Here is a 17542-nt window from a genome sequence, read left to right as displayed (position 1 = left end):
ACAAAAAAGGCCATTAAGGCCTTTTTACTTGTCCTGTTTTCGTAAGTCAGCTAGGATTTCCTGAGCAGTAGCTAGGTTGAAAGTCTTCTTGGCTGTTAAGCGACTGGCTACAACAGCGATTTCTTCGTCCTGGGCTCCAGCTTGTAATGCTAAAGATTTGGCTTGCAATTTCATATGTCCGGCTTGGATACCAGTGCTGACTAGGGCTTTGAGGGCAGCGAAGTTTTGTGCCAATCCGACCGATACGATGAGGGAAGCCAAGTCCTTGGCCTGAGGCTGCCCTAGCAAGTCAAAGCTGGCTGTCACTGCGGGATTGAGGCCGATGGAGCCTCCCTTAGTTGCAATGGGCATGGGCAGGGTCATCTGACCATGAAGCTGGCGTTTGTCTGGGTCCGCCGTCCAAGTAGAGAGGCCGCGGTAGCTTCCTTCTCGGCTGGCATAGGCATGAGCGCCAGCTTCTATAGCCCTCCAGTCATTTCCAGTAGCCAGCACCAAAGCATCAATACCATTAAAGATACCTTTATTGTGGGTAGCTGCTCGGTAAGGATCGACCTGGGCTAGCTTGCTAGCCAGCTGCATTTTATCCGCAAGAAGTTCCGCCTCGGCCTTATCCCGACTGAGAAAGCGATAGTCGATGACACAGCGGGCTGTTACGAGACTATCTGTTGCATAGTTTGACAGGATAGCCATCAGACTCTTACCGCCAGTCAGATCTTCCAGAGGAAGGGTGAGGGCCTCCAGCATAGTGTTGAGCATATTGGCTCCCATGGCTTCTTGCGTATCCACAGATAGATAAAAAATGAGGAAGTCATCCTTTTGCTCCAGCCAAAGATCTCTAGCACCGCCACCACGGGCAACAATCGATGGATAGGCTTGGTTGGCCTGCTCCAGCAACTCTTTCTTTTTTTTGAGAATATCTTTGATGGCTTGGTCGACCTTTTCGACCTGATAGAGGGCAATTTGCCCAATCATCTGGCGTTTGTGAACCTCCGTCTCAAATCCGCCTGAACGTTTGATAATCTTAGCGGCAAAGCTGGCTGCTGCTACCACAGATGGCTCTTCTGTCACAAAAGGAACTTGATAGGTCATACCATCCACCAGAAAGTCTGGCACCAGAGAGTAGGGCAGAGCCAGAGTGGCCAGTACATTTTCACTCATCTGGTTGGCCGTTTCCAGAGGCAAAGTCTGCTGACTGTCTAGCAGCTGCCAATGTTCATCTTGTAAAAGTTCCTTTTCTTTCAACATCTGCAGCCGTTCAGCAGGAGTTTTTTTGGAAAATCCAGTCCAGTTTACTTTCATGATGATTTCTCAACTTTGATGTACTTACGCTGGTGCTCTGCAATTTCCGCCAGAGCAAAGCTTTGGTCTTCATAGCCAGAGAAGCGGGCATTGCCCTCCGCATCCAGCTTAGCTTCTTCAAAAAAGATGCGCTCGTAATCCGGGATGGAAAGAGCCTGACGCTGGTCTAATTCCTCTAGGCGTGTCTGGGATAGCTGCTTTTCATAGCCTTCTACCAAATTGGCACTGAAGATTTCAGAGACAGCTCCGCTGCCATAGCCGAAGAGAGCAATCCGATCGCCAGCCTTGAGGTTGTCAGAGTTTTCTAAAAGAGACAGGAGGCCTAGGAAGAGGGAGCCTGTATAGATATTTCCAACTTTTTGGCTGTAGAGAATAGAGGCTTCAAAGTTCTTTCTAAGCTGGTCTTGCTGCTCTTGAGGTAGGCTTTTATCCATGATTTTATTGAGGCCTTTAAGAGCCAGTTTTGGATAGGGCAAGTGGAAGCAGTAGGCCGCAAAATCTTTGAGAGCTAGCTTGTGGCGCTTCTGGTATTCCGTCCAAGTTGTCTTTAAGCTATCCAGATATTGCTGGGTTGAATAGAGGCCGTTGACATAAGGGGTTGTCGAGTAATTTGGGCGCCAAAAATCCATGACATCGCGTGTCTGAGCTACATTATCATCATTGAAAGCGAGGATACGGGGATTGCTGCTAATCAGCATAGAAATAGCTCCCGCTCCCTGAGTTGGCTCGCCTGGTGTGTTAATGCCATACTTGGCAATATCGCTAGCTAACACCAAAACTTTGCTGTCTGGATGTTTTTCGATATGGAGTTTGGCATAGTCCAGTGCTGCAGTAGCTCCATAGCAGGCTTCCTTGATTTCAAAGCTGCGGGCAAAAGGCTGGATGCCCAAAAGGTCGTGGACAAAAACGGCTGCCGCCTTGCTTTGGTCGATCCCTGACTCAGTAGCCACGATGACCATATCAATCTTTTCTTTGTCCTCTGTTGTTAGGATGGGTTCTGCTGCCGCCGCTCCCAAGGTAACAATATCCTCAGTCAGAGGAGCAATGCTTAGTTCTTTGAGTAGGAGCCCCTTGCTAAGCTTGTCTGGGTCAGTCCCACGGGCTGCCGCTAAATCATTTAATTTTAAGACATAATTACTGGTCGCAAAACCGATTTTGTCGATTCCGATTGTCATTATAAGACCTCTTTAAATCCTTTTATTCTAGTATATTCCGAAAACTATTTTACCATACTTAGGAATAAAACTCTTACAAAAACATCTAATCTCAGCTAAATCAGGCTTAAGATGTATTTTCCAAAATAAAAACAGCAGATGGCTCTACTGTTTGTTTGCTGTGAGTTTGGTTTGGCGCTTTTTTAAATAGTGATAGAGCTTGAGTACGACAGTGCCACTGGCCATGCCAATCGAGATAACCAAGGCCAGAATGACCACCAGAGTGGCGTGAATCATAGCCTGGCTGTAGTCACCAGTGACAAAGAAAGCAGTCGTCCGATAGGAAATGTAGCCTGGGACCAAAGGCGCTAGAATGGCCAAAACAAAAACAACAGCGGGCGTTTTATAGATGATGCTGAGAATTTGGCTGACGCAGGAACCGACTATAGCAGCCACAAAGGTTGCTATGATGACGTTGGTCGGTCCTTTGAGCAGGAGATAGAGTAGCCAAATAGCCATGCCCAGCACTCCGCCAGGAATCAGCATACTACGCTGGACGTTTAGAACGATTAAAAAAGTAATGATAGCCAGCAGGCTAGCAACTGCTTGCAGTAAGAAAGTCAAGATTGTCATAGGCTTATTTCATAATAAGGAGGGCAACAGAGGTACCTGCACCGAGAGCAAGGGTAATGAGGAGCGATTCAAAGAGCTTGCTCATCCCAGAGTTGATATGGTTGGTCATGATGTCACGCACAGAGTTGGTCAGAGCAATGCCGGGCACAAAAGGCATGACAGAACCTGCAATAATCAAATCATCTGTGGAGTTAAAACCGGAATAGCGCGTCCATACATGAGCCAGTAGTCCGAAGACGAAGGCTCCAGCAAAAGCTGTCACAAAAGGAATGCGGATATATTTGTCAACATACAAAGAGAAAGCAAAGCCAAAGAAGGTGGCAATAGCAGCCCCCAAAGCATCGTAGAAGTTTCCGCCAAACATGATGGAGAAGAAGGGAGCACTGAGCGTTGCGGCAGCAATCAGTTGCTTGTTGTTATAGGGCAGCTCCTTAACTTTGAGGCAATTCAGCTCATCAAAAGCCTCTTGAAGGCTGATTTCTCCTGTTACCAACTGACGGGAGACCTGATTGACGTCGCAGACCTTCTCGATATTGTAGTTGGTCTTGAGATTGCGCTTCATCCGTGAGACATTTGTATTTTCAATCGAAAAGAAAATAGCTACTGGCATTGCTAAGGCATTGCAGTCGATAATCCCTTGCGAATGAGCGATACGAATCATGGTGTCTTCCACCCGATAAGTCTCGGATCCGCTCTGCAGCAGCAGTGTCCCAGCCAGCATGATGACATCTACCGCCAGATTGAAATCTTTGGCTTCTTCCCTGATACCTTTCTCTGTCATTTCCCCAGTCCTTTTCCTAGTATAGCAATAGAACCATTATACCATAAAGCCTCTAAAAAATATCATCAAGTTGGCAGTCACTCGAAGTCTGAAATACAAAAAAGAAGATTGGAGATTTCCAATCTTCTTTCAAATGGTTTGTAAGTCTTTAGTTGTTTATTAGCTCAAAGCATCGTCCATAGAGAGTACTTCGTGGAAGACACGTTGAGTCAATTCAGTCTTTTGCTCTGGAGTCAAGTACTTAGTATTTACACAGTAACCTGAGATACGAACGATAACATCTTCGCCAGACATAATCTTGTCGTAAACATCCTTCAAGTCCATAACGTTCAAGTTAACGTGCTGACCACCGTTTTCGAAGTAGCCATCCAGGATAGTAACCAAGTTGTCTACTTGTTCGTCGTGAGTCTTACCAAGCGCACGAGGTGATACTTGAGTTGTCAATGAGATACCGTCAGCTGCGTAACTGAAGTCCAAGCTAGCAAGTGAGTTCAAGTTTTGCAACCAGCCACCTTTTGCCTTGTTAGATGGGTTGGCACCTGGTGAGAAGAATTCCAATTTAGACAAGTTTACGCTACCATCTTCGTTGAGGTAAACTCCTTTGTGGACTGGTGAGTTACCAGTTTGTTTAGAGTAAGCAACGTTAGATGTGATAGTCAAGAGTGATACTGTTGCTTCAGCGTTCTTGTAAAGTTTGTGGCTGCGCAGACGAGTTGTGTAAGCTTCAACCAACCATTCAGCCAGTTCATTTGAGCGAGGGTCATCTTCACCCCAACGTGGGTATTCTCCGATTGTTTCATAGTCGTAGATATAGCCGTTTTCGTCGCGGATTGGTTTAACAGTTGCGTACTTGATAGCAGACAAGGTATCAACAGTGTTGGCAAATCCACAGATACCGAATCCCATGTTAGCGCGTTGGTAAGTTGGCAAGAAGGCCATTTGAACAGCTTCGTAGTTGTACTTGTCAGTCATGTAGTGGATGATGTTCAAGGCATCTACGTAAGTGTCAGTCAACCAGTCAAGTGATTTTTCAAAGTTCGCTTTAACTGATTCGAATTCAAGAACTTCGTCACGGATAGGCTCGATGTCAAATACCTTGTAGTCTTTATGAACATCGTCGTAACCGCCATTGAGACCTGTCAGAAGGGCTTTCAGCACGTTTACACGGGCACCAAAGTATTGGATGTTGTGGCGTTGTTCTTCGTTTTCAGGGTCAAGTGGAGACACACAGCAAGAGATACAGCTCATTTCACCGTAGCCGTCTTTAGCCATTGTTGTTACACCTTCGTATTGGATAGAAGAGTGCTTGTGGCTCATGTGCATACAGTAGCGACGGAATGAGTATGGAAGTTTATCAGTCCAGAGAACGGTTAAGTTTGGCTCTGGAGAGTTACCAATGTTGTCAAGTGTGTTAAGGAAACGGTAGTCCATCTTTGTAACACGGTGACGGCCGTCGTTCCCCATACCTGCCATAGAAGTAGTGATGAAGGTTGGGTCACCAGAGTAAAGTTGGTCATAAGCTTTCGTACGAGCAAACTTCACTGTACGAAGTTTCATAACGAAATCATCAACAAATTCTTGGATTTCTGATTCAGTGTAAGTACCGCGAGCCAAGTCACGTTCTGCGTAGATGTCAAGAACGATAGGCACACGTCCGAGAGAAGTAGCAGCACCATTGATGACACGGCAGACAGCCATGAAGGCGATGTTAGTCCATTGGATAGCTTCTTTAACGTCAAAGGCAGGACGGCGAACGTCAACTCCGTAAAGGTCACCCAATTTTACAACTTCACCAAGTGCTTGGTATTGCAGGTTGATTTCTTCGCGCAGACGGATTGTTTCTTCGTCAATATCAGTCAAACCATTCCAGTCGCGAACTTTTTCAGCCATGAGGTAGTCAGCTCCATAAAGAGCAAGACGTGCGTAAACCCCGATGATACGTCCGCGTGAGTAAGCATCTGGAAGACCAGTTACAGTGTGGGCGTGGCGAGCACGGCGGATGTTAGAAGTGTAGGCACGGAAGATACCGTCATTTACTGTAGTAACATATTTAGTAAAGATTTCATGAACAGCAGGATCTGGTTCGTATCCATTTTCTTTCAAAGTAGTTTCAGCCATGCGGATACCGCCTTTTGGCATGAAGTTCAATTTGAAGAGTTCGTCGTTTTGGATACCGTAAATCAGTTCGTTGTCCTTGTCAATGTAACCAGCGTCAATATCAGCGATAGATGCTGGACGAGTGTCCATTGGGAAACGAGTTTCTTCGTAGTGAGCTTTTGTTTCTTCTACGATTTTCTTGATGTGGAGTGAGCGCTCAGTAGGACCTGCCAAGAAGCTTTCATCTCCATCATAAGGTGTGTAGTTAGCTTGAACGAAGCGAGAAACACTTGCTTTCTCTTTCCAGTCTTCACCTTTGAAGCCTTCCCAAGCTTTGTCAAAAATATCTTGAGCTTCAACAACTGTTTTTACAACCATTTGATTTTCCTCTTTATTCTAGCAACATAAACTGTTACATTTATAAGTAAAGTATATCATACGGTAATCGGTTTCACAAACCATTTTCGGCAGAAAGAAAGACTTTCTTTTATAATACAGAAAGTAAAAAGTCTCGGATGTGTACTATAGATTTGAAAAACATAACTCTTTTCAAATATTTTGGAAAAATGGGTAAAAAAGTTATAATAAAAGTAATTAAAATGTCATATAAAAATTACTGGCGAAGAATCTTACGTTTAAAATACTTTTTACAAGAATGAAAAACTGTTTCAGATTTATTTGAGCAAAAAGGGCCGACTTTGTGAAAGCCTGTAAGCTGAGATTGATGGCAGGAGAAAGGAGGAGGGCATGCTGATTTTTCCACTGATTAACGATACATCTCGGAAGATTATCCACATTGATATGGACGCTTTTTTTGCTTCGGTGGAAGAGCGGGATAATCCTAAGCTAAAGGGACATCCGGTCATTATCGGCAGCGATCCCCGTTTGACTGGTGGTCGTGGTGTCGTCTCCACCTGCAATTATGAGGCCAGAAAGTTCGGAGTTCATTCGGCTATGAGCTCCAAGGAAGCCTATGAGCGTTGCCCGCAGGGCATTTTTATCTCGGGGAATTACGAAAAATATCAAGCAGTCGGCTTGCAGATCCGAGAAATTTTCAAACGTTATACGGACTTGATTGAGCCAATGAGTATCGACGAGGCTTATCTGGATGTGACAGAAAACAAGTTAGGAATTAAATCCGCAGTCAAAATAGCCAAGCTGATTCAGCACGATATCTGGAATGAGCTGCATCTGACGGCTTCAGCGGGCGTTTCTTATAATAAGTTTCTGGCCAAGATTGCCAGTGACTATGAGAAGCCTCATGGTCTGACTGTCATTCTTCCTGAGGAAGCAGAGGCCTTTCTGGCGCCTATGGATATTGCCAAGTTTCATGGAGTTGGTAAAAAGAGCGTTGAAAAACTACATGACATGGGTATTTATACCGGCGCAGATCTGCTCAAGGTACCAGAAATGACCCTGATTGATAAGTTTGGTCGCTTTGGTTTTGATCTCTATCGTAAAGCGCGTGGCATCAGTAATAGTCCAGTCAAATCCAATCGTATTCGTAAGTCGATCGGGAAGGAGCGGACCTATGCCAAACTACTCTATAGTGAGGAGGATATCAAGAAAGAGCTGACCTTGCTGGCTCAGAAGGTAGAAAATAGCTTGACTAAGCATGACAAGAAAGGGCGAACCATCGTTCTGAAAATCCGCTATGCTGATTTCTCCACCTTGACTAAAAGAAAAAGTTTGCCTCTAGCCACTCAAGACAAGGAGCAAATCGAGCGAACGGCTCATGAGATTTACGATAGCTTGGAAGAACAACCACGAGGTATCCGGCTGCTAGGACTGACAGTGACGGGGTTTGAATAAAGATAAAGGCTTGGTTCATTACCGAGCTTTTTTAGATATAGTTTTTAGTATGAGAGAGTTGCCTGTGACGATTTTCTAAGTTGTCTGATGATTTTCATTGACTAAAAATAATCTTTTTTGAAAAAATACTGGACAAAGTTTTCTGTGTCTGTTATACTAGGTCTATAAAATAAAAAAACCGTCTGGTCGGTTTTTTGAAAAGAAAGGAGCAGAAATGAAGAAATCTGTAGTAGAAAAAACAAGCGAGCACATCCTCAAGTTGAATCAGGAGATGGATCGGCAGCTGGAAGGTCAGAAAGAGTTTTTGCAGCAGCATGCAGAAAAGCTGAAAAAGATGTCACAGGGTGAGAATGGCATACGCTATTCTAAGTGGGGAGTCAAAGCTGGATATGCTGTCCTTGCTGGTGGCTTGCTGACTTCTGTCTTTAGCCCATGGCGAGGACTGGGTATTATGGCAGTAGGGGGTCTGAGCATTGCCTCCAATCTCTGGCAAATTCGGCGATTGCAAAATAAAGAAAGGAGCAAGTAGCAGAGAGATGACCTGTTTTAAGCATCAGAGTCAGGACAACTTAGAAACTAAAAGCAGCAGGCAGCAGCTAGACGTTGTTGACATAGCTTTTAGCATCATTTAGTCTATCTTTGCTTTTTATTTTAGGCAAGGACTAAAAGACTATGTTTTCTATTTGGTGCAGGTCTTTATTTTTTATAATAAAACAAACCGAATGGTCGGATTTTAAAATCTGCGTTTCAAAACAGGAAATCATCTGAAAGACTGAGAGTAAAGGATGCCTTTGTCCAGTTTTCGGATGCCTTTTCACTATTCTACATTTGATAAGGAGTAATCATATGAAAACACAAATGAAAACACAAACACATGTAGAGCCAGAGACAAGGCATATCCTGCCCTTTCTGGCCTGGACCTTTGTTATCAGCTGGTCTGCCTGGCTGGCTTCGGCTTTCCTGAGAATTCCTATTATTTCCCAGGTTCTAACCATCGCTGGTGTTTTTGGCCCGGCCATTGGAGCCAAACTGGTCTTAGGAAAATCGTTCAAGGAGCTCTTGGCTTCTATCGGATCGGCCCGAAAAAGGACTTGGGTCCATCTCTTGATTTTGACAATTCTTTATACCCTTTCCATAGTCTTTTGGAGCCCGCTCCTGCCTGGTTTTAGCCCCCTCAGGATTGCTCTGCTTTTTCTCATGACGACTTTTCTGACAGGCGGCAATGAAGAGATTGGCTGGCAGGGCTTCCTGCAGCCAAGTCTGGAGAAGATCCTGCCCTTCCCTTTGGCAACTGTAACAACTGGGTTAATCTGGGTTGTCTGGCATCTGCCCCTCTTCTTTACCCCCGGCAGCAGTCAGGCGGGGACCTCTCTTCTGCTCTTTACAGCGGGTTGCCTGCTCGCCCGTTTCTGGCTGGCGGCTCTTTACAAGGTCAGTCAGTCCATCCTTTACTGTGTTCTTTTCCACGGGGCCATCAATACCATTGGCGAAGGCATTTTCCTGGGCAAGGGGACGGAAAATCCGCTCTTTTTCCTAGGCTATATCTTGATGGCGGCTTACAGTATCTATCTTTGGTATCAAAGGGATCAGCAAGACAAGGCTTAAAGATATTTTTATGATTTTGTATTTCTCCGGCTTTTTTGGTAGAATAAAGCTATACTAGAAACAAAGGGGAACAGAATGGCGCAGCGAAAAGACAAATCCCAGGCCATGAGAGAAAAAATTTTAAATACAGCAACCCAGCTCTTTATCCAAAAGGGGTCCGAAAAGACCAGTATGCAGGATATTGCTCAGACGGCGGGCATCTCCAAGGGGGCTATCTATCATCATTTCAAGTCAAAAGATGAGATTGTCCTGGCGGTGATGAGGAGCCGGCAGGAGCTGATGGAAGAAGAGATGAAGCAGTGGCTCAAGGCTACGGAAAATCTGACTGGCAGAGAGCAGCTGCAGACCATCCTCAAGTCTAATCTGGAAAGTCAGACAGCCCGGGCTACGGACGGCATTTTGGGTGAGTATGAGAAGGACGCGGGCTTTATTTTGACCATGATGCGGGACAATCTGTGGATAAGCGCCCCTCTGGTCAGTGACATTATCAAAAAAGGGATGGCAGATGGCTCCCTTCAGACCCAGTATCCGGACCAGGCTGCGGAAGTCTTTCTGCTGCTGGTGAATTTTTGGATGCATGGGACCGTTTTTGAAAGCGATCCTGAAAAACTGCCAGAACGCTTCCATTTTCTGCAGTTTATGATGACCTCGGTCGGTCTGGATATCTTTACTGACGAGCTCCTGCAGCTCTTTAGCCAGAAAAATAAGGCATAAAAAAAGGCTGGGACAGAACTAAAAAATTTAATTCTGTCCCAGCCTTTTTATTTATGTGCTGAATATACTGTGGATATCTTCCTCGGTCAGGCCGATTAGGGGGTCGATTTTCAGGAAATTTTCCTCAGTCAGGACATAGTTTTCCACAGCTTTTTCCAACCTATCCACAGGAGTGTGGGCAAGTTCTGGAGGGGACTTAAGGTCTTCAAAACGCTCTCTCAGATAGGTTTTGCGGGCGGTGCCAGTGTTTTTTGCAGCATAGTCAAAGGCTGCTTTTTCCCCAAGTAAGATCAACTTGCTCTTGGCGCGGGTGATAGCGGTGTAGATGAGGTTGCGCTGCAGCATCCGATGACTGCTCTTGGTGATGGGCAAGATGACCACGGGAAATTCACTGCCCTGAGACTTGTGGATACTCATGGCGTAGGCCAGGCGAATCTTGTACCACTCGCTACGCTGATAAACAAGTTCATTGCCATCAAAGTCAATGGTCAGCTCGTCCTGCTTGGAGTCGGTGTACTTAGCAGGCAGCAGGTCGCTGATATATCCTAAGTCACCGTTAAAGACATTGCTTTCAGCATCATTGACCAAGTGAATAACCCTGTCTCCTTGGCGATACTGACAGTCGGGAGCTTCAAAGGTCAGTTCATCTTTCTCGACAGGATTGATGAGATTTTGCATAAGATTATTAATCTGGTCAATGCCGGCTGGCCCCCGATACATAGGTGCCAATACTTGAACATCTTGAGCTGGGATACCGCTGCGAATGGCTGCGCTAGCGATTTTCTCAATCATAGGCGGGATATGCTCATTTCTAGCTTCAAAATATGAGCGGTCCGCTTTTTTCTCTGTAAAATCTGCTGGTAAAATGCCCTTCTGAATCTGGCTGGCCAGTGTGACAATTGTAGACTCCTCGCTCTGCCGATAGATGGTTTCCAGCTTGGTCTGTGGAATAGTCGGTATCTGCAGCAAATCTGCCAGAACCTGACCGGGACTGACAGAGGGCAGCTGGTCTGCATCTCCGACAATCAAGAGTTTGGTCTGAGAGGAGATATTGCTGAGCAGCTGATTAGCCAGCCAAGTATCCACCATGGAAAATTCATCCACAATGATAAAATCAGCATCTAGATAATCATCCAAATGACTGGTATCATCATCTCCAGTCATCCCCAAGTGGCGGTGGATAGTGGCACTAGGAAGACCGGTCAATTCGTTCATGCGACGAGCAGCACGTCCGGTAGGAGCTGCAAGCAGAATAGGCAAATCATTGACCTTTCGAAGATCCAAGCCACGAAGCTGGGCGTAGACTGCGATGATGCAGTTGATAACAGTAGTTTTTCCAGTTCCCGGTCCGCCGGTTAGGATAAAGACCTTCTGATTGATAGCCTGACGGATGGCTTCTTTTTGGATACTGTCATAGGAGATACCAGATCTTTCCTCCACTTGCTGGATAGCCGCAGTAATGTTATCTGTGTCAAAGCAGTCTTGCTCTCCTTTTTCCAACAGACGGACCAGATTACTTTTTATTCCTTCTTCAGCAAAAAATAGGCTGTTTTCAAAAATCTTGGTCTCTACATTTTGGACCTTATCTTCCTCAATCAGATGGGCCAGCTCATCAGCGACTAGACTAGGGTTCAGCTCCACTTGACGTGAGCTTTCTAAGAGCTCGATGGTATGCTCAAGTAAATCACGAGCTTCAACATAGGTATCTCCCCGCTCCATAGACTGGGTCAGCAAGGTGTGGACAAGGCCAGCCCGAAAACGCTCAGGGGCATCACTTTGGATGCCCAGTTCTTCTGCCAAGTGGTCAGCGATTTTAAAGCCGATTCCCTGAATATCCTCTACCAGCTGATAGGGATATTTTTCGACAATATCCAGCGTTTCTTCCTTGTAGGTATCCTGGATTTGAAAAGCCAGCTTATTGGGAATGCCGTAGGCTGCCAGCTTGGCTAGTACCATCTCCGTTCCGTAGTTGAGTCTGAGCTTGGCGACAAAGGCCTCGCGGTTCTTAGCTGCTAATCCGTTTATCTGGGATAGCTTTTCCGGCTCCGCTAAAATCTTGTCAATGGTGTCCTCGGTATCTTCTCCGTAGAGTTGGACGATTTTTTGAGCAGTCTTGACCCCGATGCCCTTGAAATGGTCACTGGAGAAGTATTTTACTAGGCCTTTGCTGCTGGGTTTTGCTCGCTCATAGCGGGAGATTTTCAGCTGCTGGCCATATTTGGGGTGCTGGACGAGACTGCCCCAGAAGGTGTAGTCTTCGCCTTCCATGACATCTGCCATGGAGCCGGTGACAATGATTTCAAAATCTTCAAAATCCTCGGCATCCGTATCCTCAATATCTAAGAGCAGAATACGGAAAAAGTTGCTGGGATTTTCAAAAATAATGCGTTCAATCGTTCCTGAAAAGTAAAATTCCATAGTTTATAGGTTCTTCTTTTAAAACGAACCCAGCTGACGTTCAACTGAGTTCGGTATGCTTAATAGGTCTTAAAAGGCAGCAGTGGCCAGAAGCGGAACTTGGCTTCGCCCTGGATTTGTTCTTTTTGGAAGGTACCGACTTGGCGACTATCCTTGGAAACAATTCGGTCGTCACCCAGAAGCAGGTATTCATCATCCAGAAGCTTGATGGTGAAGACAGGGCTGCCTTCACTATCAACAGTGAAAGCTTGAGCCTGAGCAGCGAGTTTTCTGAAAAACACACCATTGTCATCATAATCATCCCCAGTATAAGTGGATTGGAGCTTGTCTTCTTTGAATTTTTTGATGTAGTCCGTCAGGTAAGGCTCGTCTGTTTTTTTGCCGTTGATGTAAAGAGTATCATTTTCATACTGAATAGTATCACCCGGCATACCGATAACCCGCTTGACAATCTCCTTGGTCGTTCCATCTTTATCTGTTTCAGTGGCAACAACGATATCAAATCGGTCAATAGACTGATGTTTGAGGACAAGCAGGTATTCCCCATTAGCTAGCGTAGGGTCCATAGAGTGGCCATCTACCTTTACAGGGGACCAGAGATAGAGTCGTGATAGGATAATGACAGAGATAAAGATGATAAAGAGTCCCCATTCTTTGAGAATGACAACGGCAGTATTTGATTTTTTCATAGGTTACCTTTCTAGAAGTTTTTGAGCTTTTTCAGTATTTTTAAAGTGGAGTTTAGCAGAATGCTGCAGGCCGGCCATTCCATAGGCTTGAAGAATCTGGCTGGCAACGTGATCGCTCTTGCTTCCGGCTCCGCTGGGCAGGGTATAGCCTAACTCTTGACTGAGATTTTCTAGATTTTCCAGAAAGAGGTCACGAGCGATAATAGAGCTGACTGCAACAGCTAGGAACTTTCCTTCAGCCTTTTCAATCAGACTTACCGGATTTGGAAAATGATTCTTTTCCTGCTTTAGGTATTTATTGTAGTTTTGCTGGCTGGTAAAGGCATCGATGACGATTTTTTCGGGATTGATGCCTTTCTGCAGCAGTAGGTAGATAGCTTGATTGTGCAGAGCTACCTTGACAGAGACGGCATTGTAGCCAGAAGCGATGACTTCATTGTACTTCTCTGGCGATAGGAGCAGAGCTTGATGAGCAATCTTTTCTTTTAAGACCGGCGCCAGTTGGCGAATCTTGCTATCGTTCAAGGTTTTAGAATCACCGACACCCAGTTTTCTCAGAAAGTCGTGCTGGTCTGGAGTGACGAAAGAAGCTACGACGGTTAGACCTCCAAAGTAGGAGCCGTTGCCGACCTCATCCGTCCCAATGAGGGCAAAATTCTGAGAAGCAGGACTAGAACTGGATTTTTCTGGTTGATGGCCAAAAAAGCCAGCGTAGTGAGCAGCTTTTGCCCCTTGAAAGAGAACTTTTCCGGAGCTAAAGACACTGACCGTCGCCTGATCCAGCCTGAAGAAGTATTGAATATGCGGGTTCTTACTGGGAGCCAGCTGACTCTGATATTTCTCAATAAAAGCCTGAATTTCTTGCTGTTTGGGACTGAGGGTGATACTTTCCATACCCCCTATTGTACCATAAAAAGGAAAAGTCTAAAGTCATAAGATTGAAAATCCTACAAAAATTTTGTAGGAGCGCATCGCTGTTTGCTATGTCAAAAAAGATGAAAAAGAAAGTCCCTGTCTAGTTCTAAGTGTTTTTATAACTGACAAAGGGCTTCTTTTTTGATATAATACAATGAGGTGATTTTATGGCAAATTTGAATCGATATAAATTTACATTTGGAAACAAGACCTTAACTCTAACAACAGAACACGATAATCTCTTTATGGAAGAAGTAGAACGGGTAGCAAAGGAAAAATACAAGGCTATCAAAGAGCAGATGCCTGCGGCAGATGATGAAGTCCTGGCGATTTTGCTGGCTGTCAATAGCCTGTCTACCCAGCTCAGCCGCGAGATTGAGTTTGACGACAAGGAAAAAGAACTAGAAGATTTTCGTCACAAAATGCTCAGTGATTTGAGAGAAAAGTCGGGTAAATAGAGGAGAAATAATGCTTTCTATTATTATTTTACTAATATTGGCCTGGAGCTTTTATATTGGCTACTCGCGTGGCATTGTTCTGCAGGGCTATTATGCCGCTGCGACCATGGTTTCTATGTTGGTAGCTGGAGCTTTTTATAAGAGTTTGGCTAAGTTTATCAGCCTTTGGGTGCCTTATGCCAGTGCGACTCAGGGCTCTTCGACCTATTTTTTCCCTAGCTCCCAGCTCTTTCAGTTGGACCAGGTTTTTTATGCTGGTTTGGCCTATCTCATTATTTTTACGGCTGTCTACATCCTTGGGCGCTTTTTTGGGATTTTTGCGAATCTGATTCCCTACTCCAATAAGCTGGATACCAAATGGTACAATGTGACCAGCGGAGCTATCGCTGTTTGCATCTCTATTTTTGTTTTGGGAATGTGCCTGACTATTTTAGCGACGGTGCCGATGGAGATGGTTCAGGAGCGGCTCAACAGCAGCTTTATGATTCGCTTTATTGTCAAGTATACCCCTATCACATCCAATATCCTCAAAGATCTCTGGGTGAATCAAGTTATCGGATAAAAGACGACTCAGTTGGCCTGCTAGCTGGGTTCTTTTTTACTAGAAAAGAAAATTATGAACACAAAAATTTTAGAAACCTTAGAATTTAAGAAAATAAAAGAACTTTTTGCTCCCTATCTTTTGACAGAGCAGGGGCAGCTGGAGCTGGGCCTGCTTTTGCCGACCAGCAAGAAGGAGACGGTGGCCTCGGCTTTTCTGGAAATGACAGATATGCAGCAGATTTTTGTGCAGCATCCGCACTTTAGTCTAGCTGCGACTCAGGATATTACTGCCTTGACCAAGCGCTTGGAGCTGGAGAGCGACTTGAATATTGAGGAGTTTTTGGCTCTCAAGCGCGTCTTGGCTGTGACTCAGGAACTCAAGTCCTTTTATGAGGACTTGGAAAATGTGCACTTGGAAAAGCTGGACCGTCTGTTTGAGAATCTAGCTGTTTTCCCTAAGCTACAAGGAAGTCTGCAGGCTGTGAATGATGGCGGCTTTATCGAAAGTTTTGCCAGCGAAAGTCTGAGCCGTATCCGCCGAAAAATTCAAGAAAATGAAAATCAGGTGCGGGAAATCCTGCAGGAGATTCTCAAAAACAAGGGAGAGATGCTGGCGGATCAGGTAGTGGCCAGTCGGAATGGCCGCAATGTGCTGCCTGTGAAAAATACCTACCGCAACCGCATTTCTGGTGTGGTTCACGATATTTCAGCCAGCGGCAATACCGTCTATATCGAGCCTAGAGCAGTTGTCAATCTCAACGAAGAAATCGCCAGCAGTCGGGCGGATGAACGATATGAAATTCAGCGGATTTTGCAGGAATTATCGGACCTATTCCGTCCCCATGCAGCTGAAATTGCCAACAATGCTTGGATTATCGGACATCTGGATCTGGTGCGTGCCAAGGTCCGCTTCATGCAGGAGACGGGAGCAGTGGTGCCAGACCTGTCGGAAGAGCAGGATATCCAACTGCTCAGTGTCCGTCATCCCCTGATTGAAAATGCAGTGGCCAATGACCTGCATTTCGGGCCAGACTTGACAGAGATTGTCATTACTGGGCCTAATACGGGTGGTAAGACCATCATGCTGAAGACCTTGGGCTTAGCTCAGATCATGGCCCAGTCAGGTTTGCCGATTCTGGCAGACAAGGGAAGTCGCGTCGGGATTTTCAGTCAGATTTTTGCAGACATTGGTGATGAGCAGTCCATTGAGCAGAGCCTGTCGACTTTCTCCAGTCACATGACCAATATCGTCTCTATTTTAGAGCAGGTTGATAGCGAGAGTCTGGTTCTGCTGGATGAGCTGGGAGCTGGGACTGACCCGCAAGAGGGTGCAGCTCTGGCCATTGCTATCTTGGAAGACTTGCGGCTAAGACAGATTAAAACAATGGCGACGACCCACTATCCTGAGCTCAAAGCCTATGGGATTGAGACGGACTGGGTGGAAAATGCCAGCATGGAGTTTGATACAGATAGTTTAAGACCGACCTATCGCTTTATGCAGGGTGTGCCTGGCCGCTCCAATGCCTTTGAAATTGCTCGCCGTTTAGGCTTGTCTGAACTTATCGTTAGCCATGCCCAAGAGCAGACTGACACAGACAGTGATGTCAATCGGATCATTGAGCGCCTAGAGGAGCAGAAGCTGGAAAGCCGCAAGCGCTTGGATAATATCCGCGAGGTGGAGCAGGAAAATCTCAAATTTAATCGAGCCCTCAAAAAGCTATATAATGAGTTTAACCGAGAAAAGGAAACCGAGCTGAATAAGGCGCGATTGGAAGCCCAGGAAATCGTTGATTTGGCTTTGTCAGAGAGTGAGAGCATTCTCAAAAAACTCCATGATAAGTCCAGCCTTAAACCGCATGAGATTATTGAAGCCAAGGCTCAACTTAAAAAGTTGGCACCAGAAACGGTTGATTTATCAAAGAATAAGGTGCTCAAGCAGGCCAAGAAAAATCGGGCACCCAAGGTGGGAGATGATATCCTAGTCACCAGCTATGGTCAGCGGGGAACCTTGGTCAAGCAGCTCAAGGACGGCCGTTGGGAAGCTCAGGTCGGTCTTATCAAGATGACTCTAGAAGAGCAGGAGTTTAACTTACTCAAGGCTGAAAAGGAGCAGCAACCTAAGCGCAAGCAGGTCAATGTGGTCAAGCGGGCTAATACTGCTGGACCGAAAGCCAGACTGGATCTGCGCGGCAAGCGCTACGAAGAGGCCATGGAAGAGCTGGATGCCTTTATTGATCAGGCCCTCCTCAATAACATGGCTCAGGTGGATATTATCCACGGTATCGGGACCGGCGTCATCCGTGAAGGGGTGACAAAATACCTCCGCCGCAACAAGCATGTCAAGTCTTTCGGCTATGCTCCACAAAATGCTGGGGGGAGCGGCGCAACGATTGTGATCTTTAAGTAAGAAGGATAAAGAAAAAT

General features: G+C 45.7%; 15 protein-coding genes. 7 read left to right on the top strand and 8 right to left on the bottom strand.

Features of this window, described 5'->3' with window-relative positions; translation table 11 throughout:
* Positions 1-24: 24 nt before the first annotated feature.
* The 5 genes from MFP28_RS09960 to pflB all read right to left on the bottom strand — a co-directional run bounded on the left by MFP28_RS09960 (position 25) and on the right by pflB (position 6342).
* The gene (locus tag MFP28_RS09960; protein WP_002907319.1) at positions 25-1299 is read right to left on the bottom strand and encodes a hydroxymethylglutaryl-CoA reductase, degradative; all 1275 of its coding nucleotides are present in this window, start codon (positions 1297-1299) and stop codon (positions 25-27) included.
* Positions 1296-2474, bottom strand: a complete 1179-nt coding sequence (locus tag MFP28_RS09955; protein ID WP_002907318.1) for a hydroxymethylglutaryl-CoA synthase — start codon at positions 2472-2474, stop codon at positions 1296-1298. The genes MFP28_RS09960 and MFP28_RS09955 overlap by 4 nt, the downstream gene beginning before the upstream one ends.
* A 144-nt stretch (positions 2475-2618) precedes the next feature.
* On the bottom strand, positions 2619-3086 hold the full coding sequence (locus tag MFP28_RS09950; RefSeq protein ID WP_002907317.1) for a threonine/serine exporter family protein: 468 nt from the start codon (positions 3084-3086) through the stop codon (positions 2619-2621).
* A 4-nt stretch (positions 3087-3090) separates the two neighbouring features.
* Positions 3091-3867 carry a threonine/serine exporter family protein gene (locus tag MFP28_RS09945; protein WP_002907316.1) on the bottom strand — a complete coding sequence of 259 codons (777 nt, stop codon included), beginning with the start codon at positions 3865-3867 and terminating at the stop codon, positions 3091-3093.
* A 159-nt stretch (positions 3868-4026) separates the two neighbouring features.
* A complete protein-coding gene (pflB, locus tag MFP28_RS09940) occupies positions 4027-6342 on the bottom strand; it encodes a formate C-acetyltransferase (protein WP_002896602.1) in 2316 nt (771 codons plus the stop codon).
* 369 nt (positions 6343-6711) lie between these two features.
* Here pflB and dinB point away from each other — a divergent pair, with 369 nt between their 5' ends.
* The 4 genes from dinB to MFP28_RS09920 all read left to right on the top strand — a co-directional run bounded on the left by dinB (position 6712) and on the right by MFP28_RS09920 (position 10095).
* The gene (gene dinB / locus MFP28_RS09935; RefSeq protein WP_002907315.1) at positions 6712-7776 is read left to right on the top strand and encodes a DNA polymerase IV; all 1065 of its coding nucleotides are present in this window, start codon (positions 6712-6714) and stop codon (positions 7774-7776) included.
* Between the two features lie 214 nt (positions 7777-7990).
* Complete coding sequence (locus MFP28_RS09930; RefSeq protein WP_002907313.1) at positions 7991-8305, top strand: hypothetical protein; 315 nt, start codon at positions 7991-7993, stop codon at positions 8303-8305.
* 329 nt (positions 8306-8634) lie between these two features.
* Entirely contained in the window at positions 8635-9381 is a 747-nt protein-coding gene (locus MFP28_RS09925; protein WP_032916292.1) for a CPBP family intramembrane glutamic endopeptidase, read from the top strand.
* A 75-nt stretch (positions 9382-9456) separates the two neighbouring features.
* A complete protein-coding gene (locus MFP28_RS09920) occupies positions 9457-10095 on the top strand; it encodes a TetR/AcrR family transcriptional regulator (protein WP_002907310.1) in 639 nt (212 codons plus the stop codon).
* A 51-nt stretch (positions 10096-10146) separates the two neighbouring features.
* On the opposite strand, the gene recD2 is transcribed toward MFP28_RS09920, so the two are convergent.
* From recD2 to rnhC, 3 genes are read right to left on the bottom strand one after another with little or no spacing between them, the layout of a single operon-like run.
* On the bottom strand, positions 10147-12513 hold the full coding sequence (gene recD2, locus MFP28_RS09915; protein WP_002907309.1) for an SF1B family DNA helicase RecD2: 2367 nt from the start codon (positions 12511-12513) through the stop codon (positions 10147-10149).
* Between the two features lie 59 nt (positions 12514-12572).
* Positions 12573-13202: a signal peptidase I gene (gene lepB / locus MFP28_RS09910; RefSeq protein ID WP_002907308.1), complete on the bottom strand. Its 630-nt coding sequence runs from the start codon at positions 13200-13202 to the stop codon at positions 12573-12575.
* Between the two features lie 3 nt (positions 13203-13205).
* Complete coding sequence (rnhC, locus tag MFP28_RS09905; protein ID WP_002907307.1) at positions 13206-14096, bottom strand: ribonuclease HIII; 891 nt, start codon at positions 14094-14096, stop codon at positions 13206-13208.
* A 188-nt stretch (positions 14097-14284) separates the two neighbouring features.
* On the opposite strand from rnhC, the gene MFP28_RS09900 reads away from it, so the two are divergent.
* From MFP28_RS09900 to MFP28_RS09890, 3 genes are read left to right on the top strand one after another with little or no spacing between them, the layout of a single operon-like run.
* Positions 14285-14575 carry a hypothetical protein gene (locus tag MFP28_RS09900; protein WP_002896593.1) on the top strand — a complete coding sequence of 97 codons (291 nt, stop codon included), beginning with the start codon at positions 14285-14287 and terminating at the stop codon, positions 14573-14575.
* A gap of 10 nt (positions 14576-14585) precedes the next feature.
* Positions 14586-15137 carry a CvpA family protein gene (locus tag MFP28_RS09895; protein WP_002907306.1) on the top strand — a complete coding sequence of 184 codons (552 nt, stop codon included), beginning with the start codon at positions 14586-14588 and terminating at the stop codon, positions 15135-15137.
* A 54-nt stretch (positions 15138-15191) separates the two neighbouring features.
* On the top strand, positions 15192-17525 hold the full coding sequence (locus tag MFP28_RS09890; protein WP_002907304.1) for an endonuclease MutS2: 2334 nt from the start codon (positions 15192-15194) through the stop codon (positions 17523-17525).
* Positions 17526-17542: the final 17 nt, after the last annotated feature.

This window comes from Streptococcus sanguinis, assembly GCF_050234405.1.
Lineage (GTDB): Bacteria > Bacillota > Bacilli > Lactobacillales > Streptococcaceae > Streptococcus > Streptococcus sanguinis_W.
The sequence above is the reverse complement of the archived record's forward strand: the minus strand, read 5'-3'. Positions and strand labels throughout refer to the sequence as shown.